Consider the following 23,238-nt stretch of genomic DNA (forward strand, 5'->3'; position numbering starts at 1 on the left):
CCGCTCATCCTCCTGAGACCCAGTGCCGCAGTTCACGGGCGAACCGTTCAGTCCCGAACTGCTCTTCGACGTGACCTGCCACATTGCGGGTGTCGAGCCGCTCGGCTCGGCGGACGGCATCCGCGAACGCAACCGGTTCGACTGACGGGGACACGACGCCGCCACTCACGGCTTCTACGCCCTCGCGGGCACCGCCATCTGCACCGACGACCACGGGAGTGCCGACTGCCATCGCTTCGAGCGGCATGATCCCGAAGTCCTCGACTGCGGGGAACACGAACACAGAGGCGCGACGGTACAACTCGCGCAACATCGCGTCTGACGGCCCGACGACGACCAACACTGGCACCGTCGCGGCGTCGGCCAGCGCACGGAGCGCAGGCAGTTCCGGCCCTCGCCCTGCAATGACCGCCGGTCGCTTCAACTCTTCCGCGGTGGCGATAACGAGATCGAGGCGCTTGTAGGGCACAAATCGCGACGCACCCAGTAGAAAGCCTTCCGGAAGCGACGCCAGCAGTTCTCCCTCTCCTGCTTTAAGCCCAACAGGCTCCCCCGTTGCGAACGTGGTGTCAACTGGCGGGTAGAGCACCCTCGCTTCTTGGTGCCACACCTGCGCAATACGACGACGGATGTAGTCGCTGTTTGCCGCGTACTGCACCCCGCCGCTCACGAAGCGTCGGTCGAAGGTCCGGACAAGTGAAGCCGACGCCTTGACAAGAAGCCCAGCTCCTCGTGAATCTTGGTCCGCTGCGTAAACGGTGCGCATCGGCGTGTGGACGTACGCGAACTTCGGCGTCGATCCGGTCGCATTCCGGCCGCCGACATGGTGGGCAAACACGTGGGAGCTCGCGAGCACGAAGTCGTACGGAGCGGTGTCGACCCTGGTCCAGGCTGACGACATGAACGGCAGTGCGAGCGCCTTGTGGCGCCGGAGCGGGGTCTTCGCCAACCACGACTCGTGCACAGTCCGGCCGGGGAACCGTTCGGGCGCATCGCTCCACAGTGTCTGGATCGCAGCATCGGGGAATACTGCAGACATGGCTTCCGCCACGTTCTCCGAACCGCCGTGTGCCGCCACCCATTCGTGCGCGATGAGCCCCGACATCAGAAAGCCTCTTTCCCCGGCGCCAACACCGCTCGCACCGTCCGCCACAGGATGACGATGTCCCCGGTCAACGACCAGTTCTCCACGTAGTACAGGTCCAGCCGGATGGCGTCTTCCCACCCGAGCGACGACCGTCCGCCGACCTGCCACAGGCCGCTCATGCCGGGCTTGAGCAACAGTCGACGGCGTGCTGCGGCGTCGTAGAGCGCGACCTCGCCCTCGCGCTGGGGCCGCGGTCCGACCAGGCTCATCGAGCCGAACAGCACGTTGAACAGCTGCGGGAACTCGTCGAGCGAGTGTTTGCGGAGCACGTGGCCGATCGAGGTGATGCGCGGGTCGTTATCCAGCTTGAACAACGGGGTGTCTCCCTTGCCCTGTGCTGCGAGGAGCGCGACGAGTTCGTCGTCGGCATTGACGCGCATGGACCGGAACTTGAGCATGTCGAACGGCTGCCCGTTCAGGCCGACGCGCTCCTGGCGGTACAGCACCGGGCCCGCACTGGTGAACCGCACGGCGAGTGCCAACACGATCAACAGCGGCGACAGGGCGATGATCAGCAGCGCTGATCCGGCGACGTCGAACGCGCGCTTCAGGAAGAGCGTGGAGCCTTCGTAGCGCGGCATCTCGACGTGGATCAGGGGAAGGCCGGCGACGGGTCGTGTGTGGATGCGCGGGCCGTTGATCTCGGTCAGGCTCGGAGCGACGATCAGGTGCTCGCGCCCGCCCTCGAGCTCCCAGCTCAGTTCACGCACCGCTTGCGCACCCAGGTCGTCCGAACTCGTCACGGCCACGGTGTCGGCGCCGATACTGCGCAGTGCGACCACGGCGTCGCTGATCCGTCCGAGGACGGGGACCCCGGTCGTTCCGAGCATCCCACCGACGGTGCCGGTCGGCACACAGGCGCCGACGACGCGGTAGCCCTCTTCTGGGTGCCGCATCAGTTCGCGGGCGATGTGTTCGACCGAGCCGGTGGACCCGACGAGCACGACCGTCGCGGAGTAGCGGCCGGCCCGGCGCTGTGCATTGAGCCACTGTCGCCACATCCACCGCGTCAACAGCAGGAGCAGGACACCGAGAGGGAACGCGATGAAGATGTACCCGCGGGCGATCTCGAGCTTGAAGGCATACGCGACGATCGCAACGAGTGCGAACAGCCGGATTGCCGAGTCGACGATGCGTCGGTACTCACCGGCGCCGGTGCCGATGTAGCGCGGGTCACGGGTGTCGTAGAGCGCCAGCACGATCAGCCAGGCGACGACGATCAGGATCGAGACGGCCGAGTACCCGACGGCCAGGTCGGCCGAACTGCCCGCGACCTGCCGGCTGTCGAACCCGAACCATGCGATCTGTACGCCGAACGCCACCCAGATCAGCGCGAGCGCGTCGGTGACGACCAGGCGCCGCGCGTAGGTGTTCTCCCAGCCGTGCTCCGGCCGAGTGGTCCGTTCGGTGACCGTCACCACGAAGCGCCACCGTCCGCCGACATCGCGACCGTGTCGCCCGACCAGGCCCACAGGCTCTTGCCCGCCAGATCGATCGCGACCGGCCCGCTGCTCGCGCCCCCGGTCCAGCACCCGACGGGGCTGACAGCTGACGTCGGCGAGACCTTCACGGCCGGCAGACTCACGACCTCGGCTCCGGCACACGTCGCAGCGCCGGTGCGCGCGAGCGTGTAGGTGTCGCCGGCGTCGGTGATGGACTGGATCCCGCCGATCGGTGCCGTCACCCACGACCCGGTCCCGCTCCGCCATGCGATGTCGTCGGCGCACGCGACGAGCGTCGTGTACTGCCCCTGGTAGGCGTCGACCGGGTCGGCACACGGCGAGTCGACGAGGCCGCTCTGCAGCTGGAGGGCGGAGTCGCGGACCCCGGCACCGGCGGCGCCCGGCTGACCGGCTGACCACGTGGCACCGTCGTCGGTGCTCGTCCGGACGGTCAAGGCGCAGTCGTCGTCGACCGCGGTCAGGATCGAGACGCCGCTGGTGGTAGCACGCAGACCCGTCAGGGCGCGCACGTCGTCGCCGAGCGCGACGGCGACCCAGGTCGCCCCGCCGTCCACCGAGTGCTCCAGCACCGGCTTGTCACCGGAACACGACGTACTGGAGGCTCGCCATGCCTCCTTGCCGTCGATGGCGGACAGCAGACGGCGGGCTGACGCTGCGTCTGCCGCACCTGCCGACGCGCTGGGCGTCGGCGACGAGCTCGTGCTGGACTGGGGCGAGCTGGAGAAGGTCGGGATGGGGCCCGCCGGGTCACCGGAGTTCGGTGCAGTGCGTCCCAGCGCGAGCGTGACGAGAGCGATGTCGATGACGACCAGCACGACGATCACGATGGCGACCCAGATCAAGGTCGTTCGTGTACGCGTCGAGCCGAGGTTTCGGGTCCCCCGGCGTGCGTTCATGTCCCCCGACCTCGCTTCAGCGCTCGGCGCGACTCAGCGCGCCGAGCTTCTTCCCGCCGCGCTTCGGCGGCTTGACCTTCGGTGTGTTCTCGTCCTCTTCGAGGCCGTAGCCGTACCCGTAGCCGTACCGGCCGTAGCCGTAGGCGCCCGGGCCGCGGACGGGCATCATCGTGATGACGAAGCCGGCGATGGGCGCGCCCACGCTCTCGAGTGCGGAGACCGCAGCGGCGAACTGGCCCTTGTGCGTCTTGCCCGAGGCCACGGCGACGATCGCGCCGGAGGCCTTCTTCGCCAGGATCGCGGCGTCGGTGACGGGCAACAGCGGTGGGGCGTCGAACAGGACGTAGTCGAACTCGCCCTCCAGGCGTTCGATGAGGTCCTGCATGGCGCGGGAACCGAGGAGCTCGGACGGGTTCGGCGGGATCTGACCGGCCGGCAGCACGACGAGGTTGCCGCGGCCCCAGGGCTGGGCGACGTCCTCCAGCTCGGCGCGCCCGATGAGCACGTCGGTGAGGCCGGCGTTGGTCTCGACCTCCATGTACTCGGCGACGCGGGGACGGCGCAGGTCCGCGTCGATCAGGATGACGCGGAACCCGGCGCTGTCGAGGGCGATCGCCAGGTTGGCGACCGTGGTGCTCTTGCCCTCGGACTGCACGGACGACGTCATCACGAAGGTGCGGGCGCCGGTGCCGATGTCCAGGAACTGCAGGTTCGTGCGGAGCGTGCGGAACGACTCGGCACGCGGGCTGCGCGGGTCGACCTGCACGATCAGCGGACGCTCCGAGGCCTTGCTGTCGAAGGCGATGCCGCCGACGACCGGCTTGTCGCTGATCTTCTCGACGTCCTGCTCGGTGCGGACGCGGTTGTCCAGCGTCTCGCGGAGGACGGCGATGCCGACGCCCAGTGCGAGGCCGACCAGGAGGCCCAGGGCCACGTTGACGGGGACGTTCGGGCTGACCGGGGCGCTCGGCACGTCGGCCTGCTTCACGCGGGTGAGCTTGACGCTGCTCGAACCCTTCTCGTCGGTGGCCTCGATGTCCTCGACGACGTTGGTCAGGCTCTGCGAGGTCGCGTTCGCGATGTCCGCGGCCTGGACCGGATCCGTGTCGTTGACGCTGATCGAGATCAGGGTCGTGCTCGTCGGCGCGGTCGCGGACACCATCGTCGCGAGCTGATCGGCGTTCATGTCGAGCTGGAGCTTCGAGATGACCGGCAGGAGCACGATCGGCGTCGACACCAGGTTCGAGTACGTCAGGACGCGCTGCTGGGTGAAGGTGTTGCCCTGCGCCAGGTCGCTCGCGCTGCCCGAGGTCTCCGTCGAGACGAAGACCTGCGCCGAAGCGGAGTACACCGGCTTCTTCAGCAGGGAGAAGCCCGCGGCAGCGGCGACCCCGACGAGTGCCAAGACCAGGATGAGGACCCATCCCTTACGTAGCACGGTGATGTAGTCGCGTAGTTCCACGCGGCCCGCCTTCCCCGACGATCCCGCCGCTCGCCCGTGGTCCCGACACGAGTGCCCGGGGATGTCCCGGTGTACGGCATTCAAATAGTGCCACATGATCGAGCAACGCTCGGCTGTATCGGCCGTTCTGGGCCTCCCGTCCTCTACGGTGAGCCCATGAGCACCGAGTCCGACGTGACCCACGCCGAGCCCGACACCAGTCGCCAGCGGGACCTCGTGATCCTGCTGGTCGCGCTGGGCGTGGCGGTCATCCTGGCCCGGGTCGCAGCCGGCTTCAGCACCGCGGGGAAGATCCAGCCGCCCGTGATGCAGGTCCTGGTCGCCGACTTCGCCGTCTGGCTGCCACTCGTCGCGGGCATCGTCTGGGTGTTGCGCCGATCGGCGGGCACGGACCACGCGGCGCGCCTGCGACTGGGACTCGGCGACGCGATCTTCGCGATCGGCATCGTGATCCTGTGCCGGGTCTTCGACGTGTTCCTCGGTCTGGCCTTCACCGGCTCGACCGGTCTCGCGCCGGCGCCGACCCTCGGCACGCCGGACATCGGCCTGCTCGTCGTGTCGGCCATCGGCATCGTGCTGGTCAGCCCGTTCCTGGAAGAGGTGTTCTTCCGCGGGCTCTTCCAGCGCCGGATGGCCGCTGAGCTGACACCGCGGACCCGCTTCCTTGCCGTGCTGCTCACCGCGTTCCTGTTCGCGGTCCTGCACGTCCTGCTCGGAGCCGGCGGGACCCAGCTCGAGGGCTTCCGGGTGTTCCTGACGATCTTCGCCCTCGGGTCGTTGACCGGCACCCTGGTCGCGATGACGAACCGCATCGGCGGCGCGATCCTGGCGCACGTGCTGTTCAACGCGGTCGCGGTCATCGCGACCTGGCCTCGCTGAGCCGAGCCTCCCGGACGACGTCCAGAGGGACGACCAGAGGATGACCCCGGTCATCCCCGCAGCGGTCGCGCCGAGCACCGGGCGGAGGAGATGTTGGACGCATGTCCAACGGAAGCCACTCCACAACGACCACTGCACGCGCCATCGGCGTGCTCACCATCGCGGCCGCCTTGGTCGCGGCGACGACCGGCTGCGCGATGATCCGGCAGCAGACGGCGGACGCCTGGTCCGTGACCTACCAGGTCACCACGGACGCCCCCGCCGGAACCGCACTGACCGACGTGTCCGTCCGCGGGGCCGAGCGGCGGGGCGACGCACCGGCCGCGCACCGGTACCCGCAGGTGACGACGACCGCGCTGTCGGCCGGTACGGCTGGATCGCGGTGGCAGCAGAAGGCGATCGTCCTGACCGGCGACCGCGCACGCGTCGCCGTCACGCCACCCCCGGAAGCGACCGCCACCTGTCGGGTGCTGCTGGACGGCAAGCGCGCGATCGCAGAACGACAGGGGCAGCCCGGGAGGCCCGTCACCTGTTCCGTGACGGCACCCCCGTTCCCGGGGTGACCGGTCGGTGCGACCGGGCGGCCGGGGCGCCCGAGGTCCGCAGGTTTCGGACGATCTCCGCCGCGAGACCGAGGGGGCGGTTGACGTCCCGGCTGTTCGTCCAGCGAAATGCGGACAGACATCCGCCGGCGATCGCAGTACGAATACGCAAGGAGGTTTCGAAAACCTCCCGCGAGTTCGGGCAGCGTCGCCCGGACCGCCCATCGTGGAGGATCTGTCATGACCAGAACACCATCGATCGGACGTCGGATCAGGCGTCTCGGAGTCGTCACGTCGATCGCCGGGCTCGTGCTCGGCGGAGCGCTCGTCACCGCCGGACCGGCGAGCGCCGCGACGACCTGCGCACCGACCTGGAGTGCGTCGACCGCGTACTCCGGCGGTGCGAGCGTGAGCACCGGCAGCACGAACTACACCGCGAACTGGTGGACGCAGGGCGATGACCCGGCGACCCACTCCGGAGCCACCGGCTCCGGGCAGCCGTGGACCTCGGCAGGGAGTTGCACCCCCGCCAGCACCGGCGGCGGGGGCACCGGCGGCGGTGGGACCGGAGGCGGCACCGGCGGCGGCACCGGGACCGGCGCCACCACCGGGACCCTGTTCAGCCCGTACAAGGACGTCACGGTCAACCTGAACTGGAACACCAACGTGATGCAGACCGCGATCACCGGCAGCACGATCCCTGTGGCAGGCGGGTCGAACAGCCTCGCGACGAAGGTCCCGAAGCTCCGGGCACTCTCGCTCGCCTTCGCGACCGGGACGTGTGGCAGCGAGAACTGGGGCGGTGTGGCCGGCGATGCCTTCGCGAAGGCGAACGTGCCCGCGCTCGACGCCGCGGGTGTCGACTACGTCGTCTCGACCGGTGGTGCGGCCGGGTCGTTCAAGTGCACCTCAGGGGCCGCGATGAACGCCTTCATCGCCCGCTACGCCTCGCCGCACCTGGTCGGCATCGACTTCGACATCGAGAGCGGCCAGTCCGCCGCCGACATCCGGTCGCTCGTCAGCTCGGCAGCGGCCGCGCAGGCGCAGTACCCGAAGCTCCGGTTCTCGTTCACCCTCGCCACCCTCGCGGCGTCGAACGGGACCTTCGCCGGACTGAACAGCACCGGCGACACGACCGTCACGGCGATCAAGGCCTCGGGGCTGGCGAACTACACGATCAACCTCATGACGATGGACTTCGGTGGGGCGTCCTCGGCGGTGTGCGTCGTCACGAACGGCGCCTGTGACATGGGGGCCTCGACGGTGCAGGCGGTCAAGAACCTGCAGCACACCTACGGCACTCCGTCCAACAAGATCGAGGTCACGCCGATGATCGGCGTGAACGACGTCGTCAGCAACGTGTTCACCCTCGCCGACGTCGACACGGTCTCGGCGTACGCGCGGGCGAACGCACTGGCGGGCGTGCACTACTGGTCGCTCGACCGTGACACCCCGTGCGCGCAGAGCACCGCCTCGGCGACGTGCAGCTCCCGACCGGACGCTGCCCTGTCGTACACGAACCGGTTCCTCACCGCCCTGGGGAAGTGACCTCCGGAGCGTCCGATCATCGACGGGCCGTCCGGCGTGACCTCGGTCGCGCCGGGCGGCCCGTCGTCGTTCCCCCGCGCAGGGGCGGGCCGGTCTGCGGGAGGTGATCCGGGCCTCCCGGCTGGTCCGCTGAGCGCCGCTCGAGGGACACGTTCTCCTTGCGGGCTTCCATGTACGAGCTATGAGGCCCTACAGTTTCCACGTTGTAACGCGGCCCTCTAGGGGGGTGGCCGCGGGACACGTACCCGCACAAGGCGGCCAGACCGCCGACGAATGACCGGACGACGCCGTCCACGAGGAGCACACACCCTTGCGTCCCAATCCCACGCAGACCCGGAGGCGCAGACGCGTCCTCGGGTCGTCCCTCGCCGGAGCCCTGGTCGGAGCGCTTGCGCTCGGCGGGCTCGGCATCTCCGCACTGCCCGCAGCAGCCGCGCCGGACGCCCGCACAGTGGTGTCCGGAGAGGCCCGCTTCCAGGTGCTCTCCCCCACCCTGATCCGCACCGAGTACGCCGGTGACGGGCAGTTCACCGACCAGGGCACGTTCAACGTGGTCGGGCGCGACGACTTCGCCGCGACCCCGTTCACCAAGACCGTGCAGGACGGCTGGCTGACGCTCGACACCGGCTCGATGACCGTGCAGTACCGGGAGGGCACCGGCGACTTCAGCCAGGACAACCTCCGGGTGAAGCTCACGACCTCCCTGGGCCAGGCCGTCACCGGCTCGCCCTGGGTCACCGCCGAGACGCCCTCCTGCGCGGTGGGCACGCTCTGCGAGGGCGAGGCACTCGCGCTGCAGGGCCTGGCGTCCGCCAAGGACCACGCCGGGTACACCGGATCGGGCTTCGCCGCCGGGTTCGAGAACGTCGGCAACTCCATGACGTTCCGCACGACCGTGCAGCAGGCCGGGTCGTACGACCTCGCCATGCGCTACGCCAACAACCAGGGCGGCGACGGCAAGGTCGAGACCCGCACGCTGAGCGTCGTCGTCGACGACAAGGCACCGGTCACCCTCAGCCTGCCGGCTGGCAAGAACTGGGACGAGTGGAAGCAGACCACCGCAGCCCTCGACCTGACCGCCGGTCAGCACACCGTCAAGGTCGTCCGCGGTGACGGCGACTCCGGTCGGGTGAACGTCGACAGCCTGGCGATCGTCCCCTCGGGCGCTGCCTACCCGGCGCCGACCGCTGCGAACGCCGGCCAGGACTGCGCCTTCGGCGTGGTCTGTGAGGCCGAGGACGCCGGCAAGGCCGGCAATGCCCAGGTCGCCAGCGACCACAACGGCTTCTCCGGCGACGGCTTCGCCTCCGGCCTGTGGGGCGGCGCCGACTCGGCACTGACCACGCACGTCACGGGTGTCCCCGCCGCGGGCGACTACGCCCTGCAGGTCCGGTACGCGAACGGCACCGGGAACTCGCCGGCGCTGACCGTTGCACCGACCGGACAGGAAGCCACCACCGGCACCCTGGCCCCGACCAGCGGCTGGGACTACTGGAACACGGTGACGATCCCGGTGCACCTGGCCGCGGGCGCGAACGACATCGCACTCGGCTGCCCCACGGTGGACAACAACTGCAACGTGAACGTCGACACCATCGCGGTCGTCGACGCCGCGTCGCCGGTACTCGCCGCGCACGCCCCGCTCGGCGGCTACCGTCGTGACCTCGACACTGCCAACGGCTCCGTCAAGACCAACCCCGGCCTGCTCTACCAGGACGGCTGGTCGCTGCTCGACGACACCGCCTCGGCGCTGTACGACACCGCGACCGAGAAGACCACGCCCCGTGGCGACCACGGCGGCAAGGGCTACCAGGACGGCTACGTCTTCGGGTACGGCACCGAGTACACGACCGCGCTGAAGGACCTGGCGACCCTGACCGGGCCGTCGAAGCTCCTGCCGCAGTGGGCGTACGGCGTCTGGTACTCCGAGTACTACGACCGCTCGCAGCAGGACTACCTGGACATCGCGAAGAAGTTCAAGGACGAGGGCGTCCCCGTCGACGTCATGGCGATCGACACCGACTACAAGATCGGCAGCCCGACGAACGAGGGTGACAGCAAGTGGGACGGCTGGTCGGTCGACCCGGCCCGCATCCCGGACATGACGAGCCTGCTCGCCGACTGGCACGCCGAGGGCATCCACAACACCCTCAACATCCACCCGTCGATCTCGAGCCAGGACCCGAAGTTCGCCGAGGCCCAGGCCACGGCGAAGGGCAAGCTCACCAAGGGCGACGGGGACCGCTACCTGTTCGACTGGTCGGACCCCGACCAGCTCAAGGCCTACTTCGACCTGCACACGTCGCTGCAGCCGGAGGGCGTCGACATGTGGTGGCTCGACTGGTGCTGCAGTGAGAACTCGAAGTACTCCGCCAACGGTGTCACCCCGGACGCGTTCATCAACCAGCAGTACGCGAAGTACACGGACGAGCAGCTCAAGGGCCGCGGTCTGGCGTTCTCCCGCGCGTACGGCTCGCTGACCGCGGGCGGCTACGGCAACCCGCAGGCCGTCCCGACCGGACCGTGGGCCGACAAGCGCACCACCGTGCACTTCACCGGCGACACCACGTCGACCTGGCAGGAACTCGCAGCGCAGGTCGGCTACACGCCCGGTGAGTCGGCAGCGACCGGCCTGTCCGCCATCAGCCACGACATCGGTGGGCACAACGGCGGCCAGTACGGCATCGAGGGCAAGGAGCCGGGCACGACCCAGCTCCCGCCCGACATGTACGCCCGCTGGGTCCAGTTCGGTGCCTTCCAGCCGATCGACCGCCTGCACAGCAACCACAGCGACCGGCTGCCCTGGCAGTACCCGGACGAGGCGAACGCGTCGGCGAAGCAGTTCCTCAACCTCCGCGAGGACCTGCTCCCCCTGACGTACACGCTCGCTGCCGACGCCACGGCGACCGGCACCCCGATGCTGCAGCCGCTCTACCTGCAGTACCCGGAGGCGCAGGAGTCCTACGCCCAGGCCGGCTCCGAGTACCTCTACGGCAAGGACGTGCTGGTCGCGCCCGTCACCACCGGCAACAGTGACGACGGCACCGCCACCCGTTCCGTGTGGTTCCCGGCCGGCGACTCGTGGACCGACTGGTTCACCGGCAAGACGTACGAGGGCGGCACGACGGCCGACGTCACGACGGACCTGACCACCATGCCGGTGTTCGTCCGCAGCGGCGGCATCGTCCCGACCCGCTCGCACCACGTCGCGAACGACGCCGCACCGCTCGACGCGGTCACGGTGACGGTCGCGACCGGCGCCGACGGCACCTTCGCCCTGCACGAGGACTCGGGTGAGGGTCAGCCGACGAAGGCCACTGCCCGTGCGACTGGCGACTCCGCGTCGACCACGATGCGGTTCACCCAGCAGGCGGACGGCGGCACGCTCGACATCGCCCCCGCCGACGGCTCGTTCACCGGCCAGGTGCGCGACCGCTCGTGGACGGCGACGTTCACGAACGCCGACCGTCCCGTGTCGGTCACCATCGACGGCGCCCCCGTCGCCGCGTCCGACTGGACGTACGACGCCGACAGCCGCACCATCACGGTGCCGGTCGCCGAGCGCTCGGTGACGGACCGGACCGTCGTGCGGTACTCGAGCGTCGCTGCTGCGGTGCCGAGCCTCCAGGTCGCGTCGCCGCAGGTCACCGCCGGTGGCACGCAGACCGTGACCGGCTCCGGGTTCCCCGCGAACGCGACGGTCACGCTGTCGACGACGCCGGCCCTCGGTGGCGGGGTCACCGTGCGCACCGACGCCGACGGCACGTTCAGCAGCGACCTGGCGGTGCCGGCCACCGCCTCCGGTCGGGTGACGGTGTCCGCTTCGGTGGGCGGCGTCGTGCTGGCCCGGGTCGCGTTCACGGTGACCGCGGCACCGCCGACGGCAGCGCCGTCGCCCACGCCGGGCTCCCCCACTCCCACGCCGGGTGACCCTGCGCCGGGCTCGCCTGCGCCGGGTGCGGGTGCGGGCGCCGGACCGGGTGCCGGTGGCGGTGCGGGTGACCAGCCGGGAGGCTCGTCCTCCGCCGGTGACGGTGCCCTCGCCTGGACGGGTGCGAACGTCGTGCCGATCGGGATCCTGGCCGTGGTGCTCCTCGCCGCGGGCGGCCTGCTCCTGGCGCAGCGGATGCGACGCCGCCGCGCGCAGTAGCGCAGGAGACGCAGGAGCGCTGCGCTCCTGAACGCTGGAACGGCGGGGTACCCGGGAACGGGTGCCCCGCCGTTCGGCGTCCCCGGTGGCAGACCGGACCGTCCGCCCCTCTTCGGGTCGACGCACCGGCGCGGCGGACCGCGAACCAGTAGCCTTCCCTGAACATGTCCCGCCCAACCAGCGTCATCGACAATCCCCTCGTCCGGCAGACCCCGATCACGGGTCTGCTGGCCCTCGGTGCGCTGCTGAGTCTGGTGCTCCCGTCGCTCGAGATCAGCCACGCCGGGCTGTTCCTCGCGAGCCTGGTCGCCATCGGCGTCGCGACCCTGCTCGCGGCCATCTCGCTGTGGTTCCCGCGCGCGGTCGCGCTCATCCCGATCCTGTTGGCGGTCGACTTCGTGTCCCTCGCCCTGTTCCGCACCGGTACCGGTTCCGGAGCGTCGGTGTTCACGTCCCTGGTGGTCCTGCCCGTGGTGTGGTGGGCCTCCCTCGACGGACGTCGCACGATCGTCTACTCGGTCCTCGGCGTCACGCTCGTGATCCTCGCTCCGTACGTGCTCCTGCCGGACAACGCGCCGCGGGCCAGCGAACTCGTGCGCCTCGGCATCACCGTCGTCGTCTTCGGCACCGTCGCCGTCATCGTGCAGGAACTCTCCCGCCGAGCCCGCCGCTCCGTCCGCTCCGCCCAGGCCCGCGAGGACAAGGTCCTCGAGGAGATCAGCCGCGCCGCCGACGTCCAGCGTTCCCTGCTGCCGACCTCGAGCGACGGACTGGGCGACTTCGTCACCGTCGCGGGCACCTGCCTGCCGGCGAAGAGCGTCGGCGGCGACTTCTTCGACTGGTACCGCACCGAGAACGGCATCGCCGTCGGACTCGGCGACGTGATGGGCAAGGGCGTCGGCGCCGGACTCATCGCCGCCGCGGTCCGGGCCACGATCCGGAGCGCCCGCACGGTCGACGACGCCTCCGAGGCCCTGCGCCGTGCCTCCGACGGCCTCGCCGCCGAGGGTGCCGGCACCGACGTGACCTTCACCACGCTGTTCCACGCCCGCATCGACGACGACGGGTCGCTGCAGTGGGCGGACGCCGGGCACGGGCTGAGCTTCATCCTCCGTGCTGCCGGAGGGGTGGAGCGACTGCGTTCGGTCGACCTGCCGCTGGGGATGGGCCTCCGCGACGAGTGGGCGACCACCACCGGGACCCTCGAGCCGGGCGACCTGCTCATCTCGTTCAGCGACGGCGTGCTCGACCTGTTCGGCGGACGCGACGACGCCGTGGACTCGGTCGCCGAGCTCGCCCGAGCCGACCGGGCGCCGGCTGCGATCGTCGCGGCCCTCGCCGAGCGTGCGGCCGAGGTGCCGCACGACGACGACGTGACCGTCATCGCGATCCGCCGCGAGGCCGCCGCCACTGAGGTCACCGAGGTCACGGCCGCGCCGCTGTCCCGCTCCCGCGCCGTCTGACGGGCGGGTGCCCGGCCGGGCTACGCCGACCAGTCCGGACGGACGAAGCCGCTCTCGTAGGCGAACACGACGGCCTGCACCCGGCTCGCGGCCCCGACCTTGCCGAGCACGCTGCTGATGTGGGTCTTCACGGTGGCCTCGCTGATCCAGAGGTCCTTCGCGATCTGCGCGTTGCTGGCCCCGCGGACCAGGGCGGTCAGGACCTCCCGCTCGCGGGCGCTGAGTGACGCCAACACCGGGGCGTGCTCGGCCGGTGGGACCGGGGCCGACGTGTCGGCAGCGCCGCCGGCCGTGCCCCCGCCGGACCGGGCGCCGAGCAACCGGTTCTCGAGCAGCGCGCGGGTCATCGACGGCGCGATGAGGGTGTCGCCCGTGTGCGCCGCGCGGACCCCGGCGGCGATGAGGTCGGGGCCGGCGTCCTTGAGCAGGAACCCGAGCGCCCCGGCCTGCACGGCATCGAGCAGGTACTCCTCGTCGTCGAAGGTGGTGAGGATGACGACCGCGCCCGCGGTGCCCTCGGAGACGATCGACCGGGTGGCCGAGATGCCGTCGAGCACCGGCATCCGGACGTCCATCAGCACGACGTCGGGGCGGAGATCGGCGCAGACGGCGATCGCCTCGGCCCCGTTGGGCGCCTGGCCGACCACGGTCAGGTCGGGTTCGGCGTCGACCATCATCCCGAGACCCGTGCGGACCACGGCCTGGTCGTCGACGATCACCACGCGGATCACGACGCGACCGCCTGACGACCGGCCGGAGCAGGAGCAGGAGCCGCAGTCGCAGCGCCAGCCGCATCGGCAGCAGCACGCGACCCCGTGACGGACCGGAGGCTGGCCGCGGTCTGACCATGGGCCTCCCGGGGGGCCTCGAGCGTGACGCGCCACCCACCGCCCTCGGCCGGACCCGCGTCCAGGACACCGCCGATGGAGGCGGCGCGCTCGCGCATCCCGCGGATCCCGGCGCCACCGGCGGCGAGTTCCGGCACCCGGGGGCTGCCCTCGGAGCCCCCGTCGTCCAGGACCTCCAGGCGGATGCGGTCCTCGGAGGCGGCCAGGCTGATCCGCACCGACGAGCCGTCGGAGTGCACGAGGGTGTTCGTCAGGGCTTCCTGGCAGACGCGGAGGACGGCGAAGTCCTGCATCACGCCCAGGCTCTCGGGCACACGCAGGTCGGCCTCGACGCGGACGCCGGTCGCGCGGACGCGGTCGACGGCGTCCTCGAGCGCGCTCCGCAGCGACACCGGGGCGTCGGTCGTGCCGCCGTCACCGCCCGCGCGGAGGACACGCACGACCTTCCGCATCTCGGACAGCGCCTGCTGCCCGGTGCCGGCGACCCACGAGGCGTACTCGGCGAACTCGGCCTGGTCTGCGACGCCGACCCGCACCAGGGCCTGCGAACGGACGACGATGGCGGCCATGTGGTGGGCCACGACGTCGTGGACCTCGCGGGCGACGGCGGTCCGCTCCTCGGACGCGATGCGGGCCTGATCAGATTCCCGCAGCCGGACGAGCTCCTCGTTGCGGCGCTGCAGCACGAGCTCGGAACGACGACGACGGGCGGTGGCACGGCCCAGGACCGCGCACGCCACGAGCAGGATCCCCATCAGGACGATGGTCGACCAGTCCGCGTCGCTCGACCACACCCGCCACGCGCGGAGGGCCGGCAGCCACGCGCTGACCGGCTCGTACCGGAGGGGCAGGAACATCGCCATGGACGTCGGCACCGCCGCGACGGCCAGCACGGCGACCACCCGACGCCCGGCGGCGCACGCCAGGTAGACGGCGATGACGAGGGGGATCAGTCGCACCGTCAGCACGTCGAACGCCCACGTCGGCCACGCCACGACGACCCCGACCACCACCAGCAGCGGGTACGGCAGGCGCTGGCCGACGACGATGCAGAGCGCGACGAGCGCCGCCGTCACCCGGTAGTCGTCGAGGCGCGTCGGGTACCAGCCGGCGCGGTGCAGACCCTCCATCGCGAGGAGCGCGACGGCGAGGAACGCGACCCCGGCCAGGGCAGAACGCACCCACGGCGGGATCGAGAGAGGACGCATGGCGTGAGGCTAGCCGCCCGAGGCGGCTCCGCGCCTCCCCCGAACGACGGAAGCGCCGGGTCCGGACGATAAGTCGAACGGACGGGAGGCCCACCACCTTCCGCCGATGCGCCTCCCGCCCGCCTCGTCAGAGGCTGGACCTGCCGCAGTGCGCGGCCCGCCGCAGTCCGCGGCCGTCGAACGGAGCACCTGATGCAGAAGAAGACCGCTGTCAGCCTGGCCACCCTGGCCCTCATCCTGGCCATCGCGGGGACCGGTGCCGCGGCCGCGACCATCGGGGGGCCGGACGCCTCGTCGGACGTCGTACGTCCCGCGACCACGTCGACCGTCGTGCAGACCACGGTCGCGACCTCGGACGACGACGGATGGCCGGGACAGCTGCCGGACGCGGACCGCTTCCGGACGCTCTCGCGGTCGGACCAGCACGCGGTGCTCCGGCGGGTCGACCGGCTGCTCGGGGACCTCGGCGGGTCCCGTGCCAGCGAGGGGCTCGTCCGGCAGCTCGGTGACTACCGGAGTGAGCTGGCGCGCGTGCTGCGGTGAGTGCGGCGGCGCGCGCGGCTGCCGGCGTGCGAGCCGTGTCGCCCACCACGAGGCTCGGCACGATCCGGTCACGATCGGCACCGGCGGCCGGCACGTGCCGCACACTGGCCGGATGACATGGGGGAAGACAGCGCTGGCGATCGGGATCGTCTGCGCGATCGGGGCCGGCGCCGCCGGCTGCTCGGTGGCCGCGGTCGGACGCTGCGTCGACTACGTCTCGATGACCCCGGCGGAGCAGGCACGGCAGGCGACCCTGGTCGTCGACGCCGACGTCCGGTCGACCGACCGCACGGTCGAGGCCTCGGGCCGGTACCACGTGTACGAGGCCACGGTCACCGCGTCCCGGAAGGGTGGGAAGCTGCACGACCGGATCGACGTGATCGCGACCTCCGACCAGTGCACGACGAGCGGCCAGCCCGTCGAGTACGTCGACGGCGACCCGCTCGCCGAGCCCGGCAGCTACCGCCTGTCCCTGACGCGGGTCCGGGGCGGAGGCCCGTGGCAGCTCGTCGTGCCGGGTGCCGCTGAGCGTCTCGACGGCTGACCGCAGCGGCTCAGACCTCGACGTCACTGCCCATCGTCACCGTGCGATCGAGCGGCAGCCCGAACCGCGCGGCCGGGTCGGCAGCGTTGTGCGCCATCGCCACGAACAGCTTCCGCCGCCACGACACCATGGCACCCTTGCCCGCGCCGGTCCGGAGTGCTCCGCGTGAGATGAAGTACGACGCCGTGGACATGTCCTCCTGCGCCAGGTCGAGCACGCCCCCGGCACACGCGGCACGCATCGCGGCGGGCAGGTCCTGGTCGTCGGAGAACCCGAACGTGATGGTGATGTGGTCGATGCCGTCGTCGTCGTAGCCGAGCTCGTCGCGTCGGAACGCCTCCTCCAGCGCCACGTGCGGCACGTTCGCGGTCAGGACGGACACGATGATGACCCGCTGGTGGACGACGCCGTTGTGCTCCACGTTCGCCCGGAGCGCGAGCGGTGTCGTCTCCTTGTTCGGGTGCGGGAACACCGCGATGCCCGGGACGCGCGGGATGTGGTCGGCGTTGACGGTCTCGATGAACTCGGCCAGCGAGCCCTCCCGCTTCCGGCGTTCGATCTGCACGAGCTGCCGACCCCGGTGCCAGGTCGTCATGAGGGTGATCACGGCGAGGGCGATGAGCAGCGGTACCCATCCGCCGTGCAGGACCTTCGACAGGTTGCCGGCGAGGAAGGTCAGTTCGAGGCCGCCGAACACCACGGCGACGGTGACGAGCTTCCAGGTCGCCCAGCGCCAGAGCGGCTTCACGACGACGAGCAGCAGCAGGGTGTCGACGACCAGTGCTCCGGTGACCGAGACGCCGTACGCGGTGGCGAGTGCGGCCGAGGAGCGGAAGGCGAGCATGATCGCCATCACGCCGATGAACAGCAGCAGGTTGACGGCCGGCAGGTAGACCTGGCCGCCCTCGCGCTTCGACGTCTGCCGGATGGTCAGCGGCGGCAGGAGCCCGAGCTGCACGGCCTGACGGGTGAGCGAGAACGCGCCGGAGATGACGGCCTGGCTGGCGATCACGGTCGCGGCGGTGGCCAGGATCACGACGGGCAGCTGCGCCCAGTTCGGGAACAGCAGGAAGAACGGGTCCTTCGTCGCGGTCGGGTCCTCGAGCACCAGGGCCGCCTGACCCAGGTAGTTGCAGACGAGCGCGGGGAACACCACGAAGAACCAGGCGCGGAGGATCGGCATCCGTCCGAAGTGGCCCATGTCGGCGTAGAGCGCCTCGGCGCCGGTGATGGCGAGGACGACGGCACCCATCGCGATGAAGGTGATGAACGGGTGCGCGAACAGGAACGCGATCGCCCACGTCGGGGACAGCCCCTGCAGGACGCCCGGGTGCTCGACGATGCGCGGGATGCCGGCGACCGCGATGACGATGAACCAGAGCAGCATCACGGGACCGAACGAGGCGCCGACCTTCGCGGTGCCGAACCTCTGCACGATGAACAGCCCGACGAGGATCACGGCGGCGATCGGCACGATCAGGTGCTCGACGGACGGGGCTGCGGTGCCCAGGCCCTCGACCGCGGACAGCACCGACACCGCCGGGGTGATCACGGAGTCGCCGTAGAACAGGGCCACCCCGACGATGCCGATGACCAGGAACACCGTCGTGCCGCCCGGACGGTGCGCGTGCAGCCGTCGGGCGAGTGCGGCGAGCGCCATCACCCCGCCCTCACCGTGGTTGTCGACGCGCATGAGCACGAGCACGTACTTGATCGACACGACGATGGTGATCGACCAGAAGAGCAGCGAGATGACGCCGTAGACGTCCTCGGGGACGGGTCGGACGATGCCGCCGTCCACGGAGAACACGGTGCGCATCGAGTAGAGCGGGCTGGTGCCGATGTCGCCGAACACGACGCCGAGCGCAGCGAGGGCCAGGCCGGCCTTGCCACGGTGCCCACGGGCCTCCCGGCTGGCGGGGTGCTGCGCGGCCTTCGCGGGGTGCGTGGCGTCGTCGCCGGGACCGGCGTCACCGGGCTGGGCATCGCGCCCACCCGAGGGGCGGTCGGACGACTGCGACGATGCGCGGGTCTCGGTCACAGCAGGTACTCCAGTCCGGGCCGTACGGGTGTGACGGCCGCGCCCATCATGCACCCGCGGAGTGACAGCGGAGCGCCGGGAGCATCCGCGCCTGCGCCCAACGGCTCTACCGGTCCTGCTCCGGCACCGTCACGATCCGGTTCTGGTACGCCCAGACCACGGCCTGCAGGCGGGACCGGACGCCGAGTTTCGGCAGCATGCGTGCCAGGTGTGACTTCACCGTGGACACCTCGACGACGAGCTCCGCGGCGATCTCCTCGTTCGACATCCCCTGCGCCAGCAGGAGCAGGACGTCGCGTTCACGGGCGGTGAGGACGCCGTCCACGCGGTCCCCGGTGACCGGCTGCAGGCTCCGGCGCGAGGCGAACTCGCGGAGCACCCGGCGGGTGAGCGCCTGGTCGAGGGTGCCGTTGCCGGCGGCGACCTGGCGGACGGCGCCGATGATCACGTCGGGTTCCGCGTCCTTGAGGAGGAACCCGGACGCTCCGGCCTCGAGTGCGCCGAACACCAGGTCGTCCATGTCGAACGTGGTCAGCATCAGCGTCGGCACGGCCGGGTCGGCGTCGGGGCGGCAGAGTTCGCGGGCGACCTCGATGCCGTTCCGGACCGGCATCCGGATGTCGAGGACCGCGACGTCCGGTCGGGTGCTCCGGGCGAGCTCCAGCGCCTGTCCGCCGTCGGCTGCGACGGCGACGACCTCGATGTCGGGTTCCGCGTCGAGCAGCGCGGAGACGCCGGCGCGGACGAGGGGCTGGTCGTCGGCGACCAGGACGCGGATGGTGCGGCCGTCGGCCGGGCTGTCGGTCATCGGGGGCCTTCCGTCGTGGTGCCGGGGTGCGCGGTCGCGGCCTGCGGGGCGGGGGTGGGCAGGGCCTCCCGGCCGAGACGCAGGCTGACCGTCCAGCCGCCGGTGTCCGTCGGGCCGACCTGGAGGCTCGCCCCCACCAGTTCCGCCCGCTCACGCATGCCACGCAGTCCGTTCCCCCCGGCCGGCGTGCTGCCGAGTGCGGGGACGGTGGCCGGCCCGTTCTCGACGCGGATCGTGAGGTGGTCGTCGGCGCGGTCGTCCATGGTGACGGTGCACGGCGATCCGGGGGCGTGCAGGGCGGCGTTGGCGAGGGCCTCCTGGACGGTGCGGTACGCGGCGAGCTGGGCGAGCGGGCCGACGCCGTCGCCGAGTGGACGGGGCGCGGCAGGTCCGGCCGTGGCGGGCGCTCCGGTCGTCCCGGGCAGGACGTCGAGGCGGACGTCGCTGCGGAACCGGGCCCGTTCGACCAGGTCGACGATGCCGGCGACGGTCTCCACCGCTCGCTCGGCGGGGCTGTCGTCGCGGAGCAGGCCGACCAGACGGCGGAGGTCCTCCAGCACGGCGGTGCTCTGCTCCCGCACCTGGCGGACGCCCTCGTGGGCGCGCTCCGGGTCGGTGTCGATCTGGCGGTCGATGACGGCGGACATCAGGGCGATGCCGGACAGGTGGTGGGCGGCGATGTCGTGCAGCTCCCGGGCCATCGCGGCGCGTTCACGGGAGACGGCGGCGTCGATGCGGGCGTCTTCCTCCCGGTCGACGGCGGTGGCCTCGGCGGTGCGGGCGGCGCGGACCTCGCGGCGGGAGCGGACCACGAGGGCGATGAGCACCGGCAGGCCGACCGTGCCGAACGCCTGCAGGAAGCCCTGTCCGAGCGAACGGCTGATGCCGATCCCGACACCGGCCCGACCGGCGCCGTAGGCGGAGTAGAGGACGGAGCCCTCGGCGACGATCACGAGCGCTGCCGCTGCGACGAGCGCTGGCCACAGTCGGGCGAGCGGGACTCGCAGCACGGCGAGGACCACGGCGACCACGACCGGCAGGAGCAGGAGGCCGTGCAGGGTCGTCGGTGCGACGGCCGCGAGGACGGGCACCACACTGACGGCGACGAGCGTCGCCCGCGGTGCCCGACGCGCTGCGAGGAGGACGGCGGACTGCACGAGGAGGCCGAGCGCCAGGACGAGCCAGGGGCCGCTGGAGACCGCCGGGTACGCCCCGGCAGGGACGATGGAGTCCGGGTCAGCCGCATCGAGCGGCGGGAGACCGAGCAGCAGCCCGAGGCCGACCACGAAGGTACCGAGCGGGACCAGGACGTCGGTGCGCCGTTCCCGTGCAGTCGCGGGGCGTCGCCCGGGGGCAGCGCCCTGGGCCTCGACCTCGGGGCGCTGTGCGCGGGGCTCAGCGGGTGCCATCGTGCGATCCTACGAGGCCCTTGCGTGCCGCAGCCGGGATCGGGGCGTCGATCGGCAGCGCCCGACGTGCCGGGTCGTAGCCGAGCCGGCCGCGGGTGGCGATGAGCAGCACCACGGCGGCGACGGTCGACATGATCGTCAGTCCGATCATCAGGGTGCCGGCGGTCATGCTCGGGTACATCTCGGGGAACAGCGACGAGATCGTGTTGTTCACGCCGACGTGCAGCAGCAGGGCCAGCGGCAGGCTCTCACCCGTCTTGTTGAACACCTGGATCATCACGACGTTGAACGTGATCGTGAAGAGGGCGAAGACCACCGGCTCGCTCCAGTGCGCGTTCGGCCATCCGCCCCAGTCGCTGAGGTAGAGCGGCATGTGCCAGAGCGCCCAGATCGGTCCGAGGATCGCGGCCGCGCCGAGCGCGCCGAAGCGGTGCTGCAGGCGGGGCAGGGCGAAGTCGCGCCAGCCCGGCTCCTCGCTGAGGCCGGTCGAGAACAGCTGGATGACGAGCCCCGGCACCAGGGCCGAGAGCGCCAGGGCGGAGGGGGCGTGCACGTCGCCGCCCGCGAAGGGCACTGCGGACAGGACGATCAGGGCCGGGACGACGACGAGCGCCAGCGCGTACCAGTACCAGGCGACCCGCCAGCGGAACAGCCGTCCCACCCAGCGGCGGAGGCCGGCGCGACCGTCGGCGACCGCGGTCACGATGAACGCGCTGCCCAACGGGCCGAGGAGCGCGCCGGGGAGGACGCCCGTGAACTGCGCACTGCCGAGGACCTCGGGGAAGTGGATGTCCCACACGCCCAGGCCGTGCGGCGAGAGGATGTACGGCACCCAGGCGAGCCAGCTCAGGCCGAGGGCGAGGGTGAAGAAGGTCAACAGCGGGTGCCGGGTGATGACGCCCCGGACGCCGCGGCGGTCCTGCTGCGCGGTGCCGGTCGTGGACCGGGCTTCGATGGTGTTCGTCATGACATCGACGCTAGGAACTCCGCTGCTCCGGAACGACCGGCGGAGGGAGGCACCTGCCGGACTTGCATCCAAAGGAGGAGCCCCGCTGTCCCCGGGGTTGTGCCACGCTGTCCGAGGACCGGGAGGGGACGGGATGGACGAGGCAGTGCTCTACGACCTGTGCAGCCGAGCGCGGTTGGTGCAGCTCCGCACCGGCGGCGCAGAGGCCGGACTCCGCGGGCTCACGGACTGCATCGCGGCCGCGTCCGGCGCGCCGGAGCGGTACACGCACATGCGGCTGGCGCAGCTGATCGAGTCCGCCCCGCGTCCGGTCGGCCACCGGTACGGCCTGCGGCAGCTCGAGTCGGTCAGCACGAGCCGGACCACTCCGCCCGCGGACTACTCGGGTGAGCAGCGGCACGACTACGAGAAGGCGCAGACCGCATTGCTCCGGGCGATCGGCAAGGACAGCGGCGAGCCGGCGAGCGGCCCGGTCGCGGTCGCCCGCAACGTGCTCGAGCAGTTCGTCCTGCGCTGGTTCTGACGGCCGGCCGCAGCCGGGCACCGCACCTCAGGCTGCTGAGCTGCCCGCGACGTGCGCCAGCACCACCGGGTCTGAGCAGCCGCGCGCGAACCCCGCGATGCGCCGGTCGATGTCCCGCTGCAGCACGACCACGCCGATCCGTTCGGCGAGCGGAGCCAGCCACTTCGGCCGGCAGGTGAAGTTGTAACGCCAGACGGCCAGGGTGTGTCCCGGCTGCCCCTCCGCGGGGCTGAACCGCCACCCGCCGCCCATCCGCTCGAAGAACCACGAGCCCTTCGTCATCTTCATGCCCACGTTCGACGGCGGGTTGTACGAGACGTACTCGCTCTCCATCGCCAGGCCGAACCGCTGCACCGTGTACGTCCGCACACCCTTGCCGGGGACGGTCGCGCCGATGAGGTGCTGCCGCCGGATGAACGGGTCCCACCGCTTGCGGATGGCGCCCTGCGTCTGCGAGACGGCGAACGCGACCCCCACCTCGACGGGGACGACGCAGCGGGACTCGACGACGGGCATGCGCTCATCGTGGCACGGGCAGGTCCCAGCTGACGGGAGGCCCGGGGCGGGCCCGCACTGCGCCTCCCGTCCGGCGGATGTCCGTCCGCCAGGAGCGCGCTCCGCGTCGCCTCCCGCTCACGCTGTGGTCACACTCAGGAAACCGTCTCGACAGACGGTCCCGCCAGCATCATCGCGTGACCCCACACCGATCCCGACGCAGGACCACCGCCCTGGGCGCCACCGCCCTCGCCGTGGCCACCGCCGTCGGCCTCCCCGCCCTGACCCTGTCTCTTATACAC

Annotated in this window: 19 protein-coding genes; 8 read left to right on the forward strand and 11 right to left on the reverse strand. The window is 71.3% G+C overall.

The features are described 5' to 3' along the window. Window positions 1–4: 4 nt before the first annotated feature. From DEJ31_RS05170 to DEJ31_RS05180, 4 genes are all read right to left on the reverse strand, one after another. Entirely contained in the window at window positions 5–1,105 is a 1,101-nt protein-coding gene (locus DEJ31_RS05170) for a glycosyltransferase (RefSeq protein WP_146243100.1), read from the reverse strand. Next, window positions 1,105–2,568, reverse strand: a complete 1,464-nt coding sequence (locus DEJ31_RS05175) for a sugar transferase (protein ID WP_258366169.1) — start codon at window positions 2,566–2,568, stop codon at window positions 1,105–1,107. Before DEJ31_RS05175 ends, DEJ31_RS05170 begins: the two co-directional genes overlap by 1 nt. Continuing rightward, window positions 2,562–3,452: a hypothetical protein gene (locus tag DEJ31_RS17545; protein ID WP_258366170.1), complete on the reverse strand. Its 891-nt coding sequence runs from the start codon at window positions 3,450–3,452 to the stop codon at window positions 2,562–2,564. The genes DEJ31_RS05175 and DEJ31_RS17545 overlap by 7 nt, the downstream gene beginning before the upstream one ends. Before the next feature lie 70 nt (window positions 3,453–3,522). Then, window positions 3,523–4,968 carry a polysaccharide biosynthesis tyrosine autokinase gene (locus DEJ31_RS05180; protein WP_111121350.1) on the reverse strand — a complete coding sequence of 482 codons (1,446 nt, stop codon included), beginning with the start codon at window positions 4,966–4,968 and terminating at the stop codon, window positions 3,523–3,525. A 156-nt stretch (window positions 4,969–5,124) separates the two neighbouring features. Between DEJ31_RS05180 and DEJ31_RS05185 the strand changes: the two genes are divergently transcribed. From DEJ31_RS05185 to DEJ31_RS05205, 5 genes are all read left to right on the forward strand, one after another. Continuing rightward, window positions 5,125–5,847, forward strand: coding sequence for a CPBP family intramembrane glutamic endopeptidase (locus DEJ31_RS05185; protein WP_110904924.1), 723 nt, complete (start codon window positions 5,125–5,127; stop codon window positions 5,845–5,847). Window positions 5,848–5,948: 101 nt separating this feature from the next. Further along, entirely contained in the window at window positions 5,949–6,410 is a 462-nt protein-coding gene (locus DEJ31_RS05190; protein ID WP_146243101.1) for a hypothetical protein, read from the forward strand. 219 nt (window positions 6,411–6,629) lie between these two features. Then, complete coding sequence (locus DEJ31_RS05195) at window positions 6,630–7,937, forward strand: carbohydrate-binding protein (RefSeq protein WP_181433458.1); 1,308 nt, start codon at window positions 6,630–6,632, stop codon at window positions 7,935–7,937. A 310-nt stretch (window positions 7,938–8,247) separates the two neighbouring features. Beyond that, the gene (locus DEJ31_RS05200) at window positions 8,248–12,087 is read left to right on the forward strand and encodes a TIM-barrel domain-containing protein (RefSeq protein ID WP_181433459.1); all 3,840 of its coding nucleotides are present in this window, start codon (window positions 8,248–8,250) and stop codon (window positions 12,085–12,087) included. Between the two features lie 164 nt (window positions 12,088–12,251). Continuing rightward, entirely contained in the window at window positions 12,252–13,550 is a 1,299-nt protein-coding gene (locus DEJ31_RS05205) for a PP2C family protein-serine/threonine phosphatase (RefSeq protein WP_111121353.1), read from the forward strand. A gap of 20 nt (window positions 13,551–13,570) precedes the next feature. On the opposite strand, the gene DEJ31_RS05210 is transcribed toward DEJ31_RS05205, so the two are convergent. Next, on the reverse strand, window positions 13,571–14,281 hold the full coding sequence (locus DEJ31_RS05210; RefSeq protein WP_110904919.1) for a response regulator transcription factor: 711 nt from the start codon (window positions 14,279–14,281) through the stop codon (window positions 13,571–13,573). Next, window positions 14,278–15,606, reverse strand: coding sequence for a sensor histidine kinase (locus DEJ31_RS05215; protein ID WP_111121354.1), 1,329 nt, complete (start codon window positions 15,604–15,606; stop codon window positions 14,278–14,280). The genes DEJ31_RS05210 and DEJ31_RS05215 overlap by 4 nt, the downstream gene beginning before the upstream one ends. Window positions 15,607–15,798: 192 nt before the next feature. On the opposite strand from DEJ31_RS05215, the gene DEJ31_RS05220 reads away from it, so the two are divergent. Both DEJ31_RS05220 and DEJ31_RS05225 read left to right on the forward strand, forming a co-directional pair. After that, entirely contained in the window at window positions 15,799–16,149 is a 351-nt protein-coding gene (locus DEJ31_RS05220; protein WP_111121355.1) for a hypothetical protein, read from the forward strand. A 112-nt stretch (window positions 16,150–16,261) separates the two neighbouring features. After that, window positions 16,262–16,693 (forward strand): hypothetical protein, encoded by a 432-nt coding sequence (locus DEJ31_RS05225; RefSeq protein ID WP_110904916.1) that lies wholly within the window; start codon window positions 16,262–16,264, stop codon window positions 16,691–16,693. Between the two features lie 10 nt (window positions 16,694–16,703). Here the strand turns inward: DEJ31_RS05225 and DEJ31_RS05230 are convergent, their stop codons facing one another. From DEJ31_RS05230 to DEJ31_RS05245, 4 genes are all read right to left on the reverse strand, one after another. Then, entirely contained in the window at window positions 16,704–18,734 is a 2,031-nt protein-coding gene (locus DEJ31_RS05230; protein ID WP_258366171.1) for a potassium transporter Kup, read from the reverse strand. A gap of 106 nt (window positions 18,735–18,840) precedes the next feature. Further along, window positions 18,841–19,542, reverse strand: coding sequence for a response regulator transcription factor (locus tag DEJ31_RS05235; RefSeq protein WP_110904915.1), 702 nt, complete (start codon window positions 19,540–19,542; stop codon window positions 18,841–18,843). Continuing rightward, entirely contained in the window at window positions 19,539–20,951 is a 1,413-nt protein-coding gene (locus DEJ31_RS05240) for a sensor histidine kinase (RefSeq protein ID WP_111121356.1), read from the reverse strand. Before DEJ31_RS05240 ends, DEJ31_RS05235 begins: the two co-directional genes overlap by 4 nt. Beyond that, window positions 20,938–21,918 (reverse strand): CPBP family intramembrane glutamic endopeptidase, encoded by a 981-nt coding sequence (locus DEJ31_RS05245; RefSeq protein ID WP_110904913.1) that lies wholly within the window; start codon window positions 21,916–21,918, stop codon window positions 20,938–20,940. The genes DEJ31_RS05240 and DEJ31_RS05245 overlap by 14 nt, the downstream gene beginning before the upstream one ends. Before the next feature lie 133 nt (window positions 21,919–22,051). On the opposite strand from DEJ31_RS05245, the gene DEJ31_RS05250 reads away from it, so the two are divergent. After that, on the forward strand, window positions 22,052–22,441 hold the full coding sequence (locus DEJ31_RS05250; protein ID WP_110904912.1) for a hypothetical protein: 390 nt from the start codon (window positions 22,052–22,054) through the stop codon (window positions 22,439–22,441). Window positions 22,442–22,468: 27 nt separating this feature from the next. Here the strand turns inward: DEJ31_RS05250 and DEJ31_RS05255 are convergent, their stop codons facing one another. Next, window positions 22,469–22,957, reverse strand: coding sequence for an SRPBCC family protein (locus tag DEJ31_RS05255; protein ID WP_111121357.1), 489 nt, complete (start codon window positions 22,955–22,957; stop codon window positions 22,469–22,471). Between the last annotated feature and the right edge of the window lie 281 nt (window positions 22,958–23,238).

The sequence above is a fragment of the Curtobacterium sp. MCPF17_031 genome, assembly GCF_003234035.1.
Classification (GTDB): domain Bacteria; phylum Actinomycetota; class Actinomycetes; order Actinomycetales; family Microbacteriaceae; genus Curtobacterium.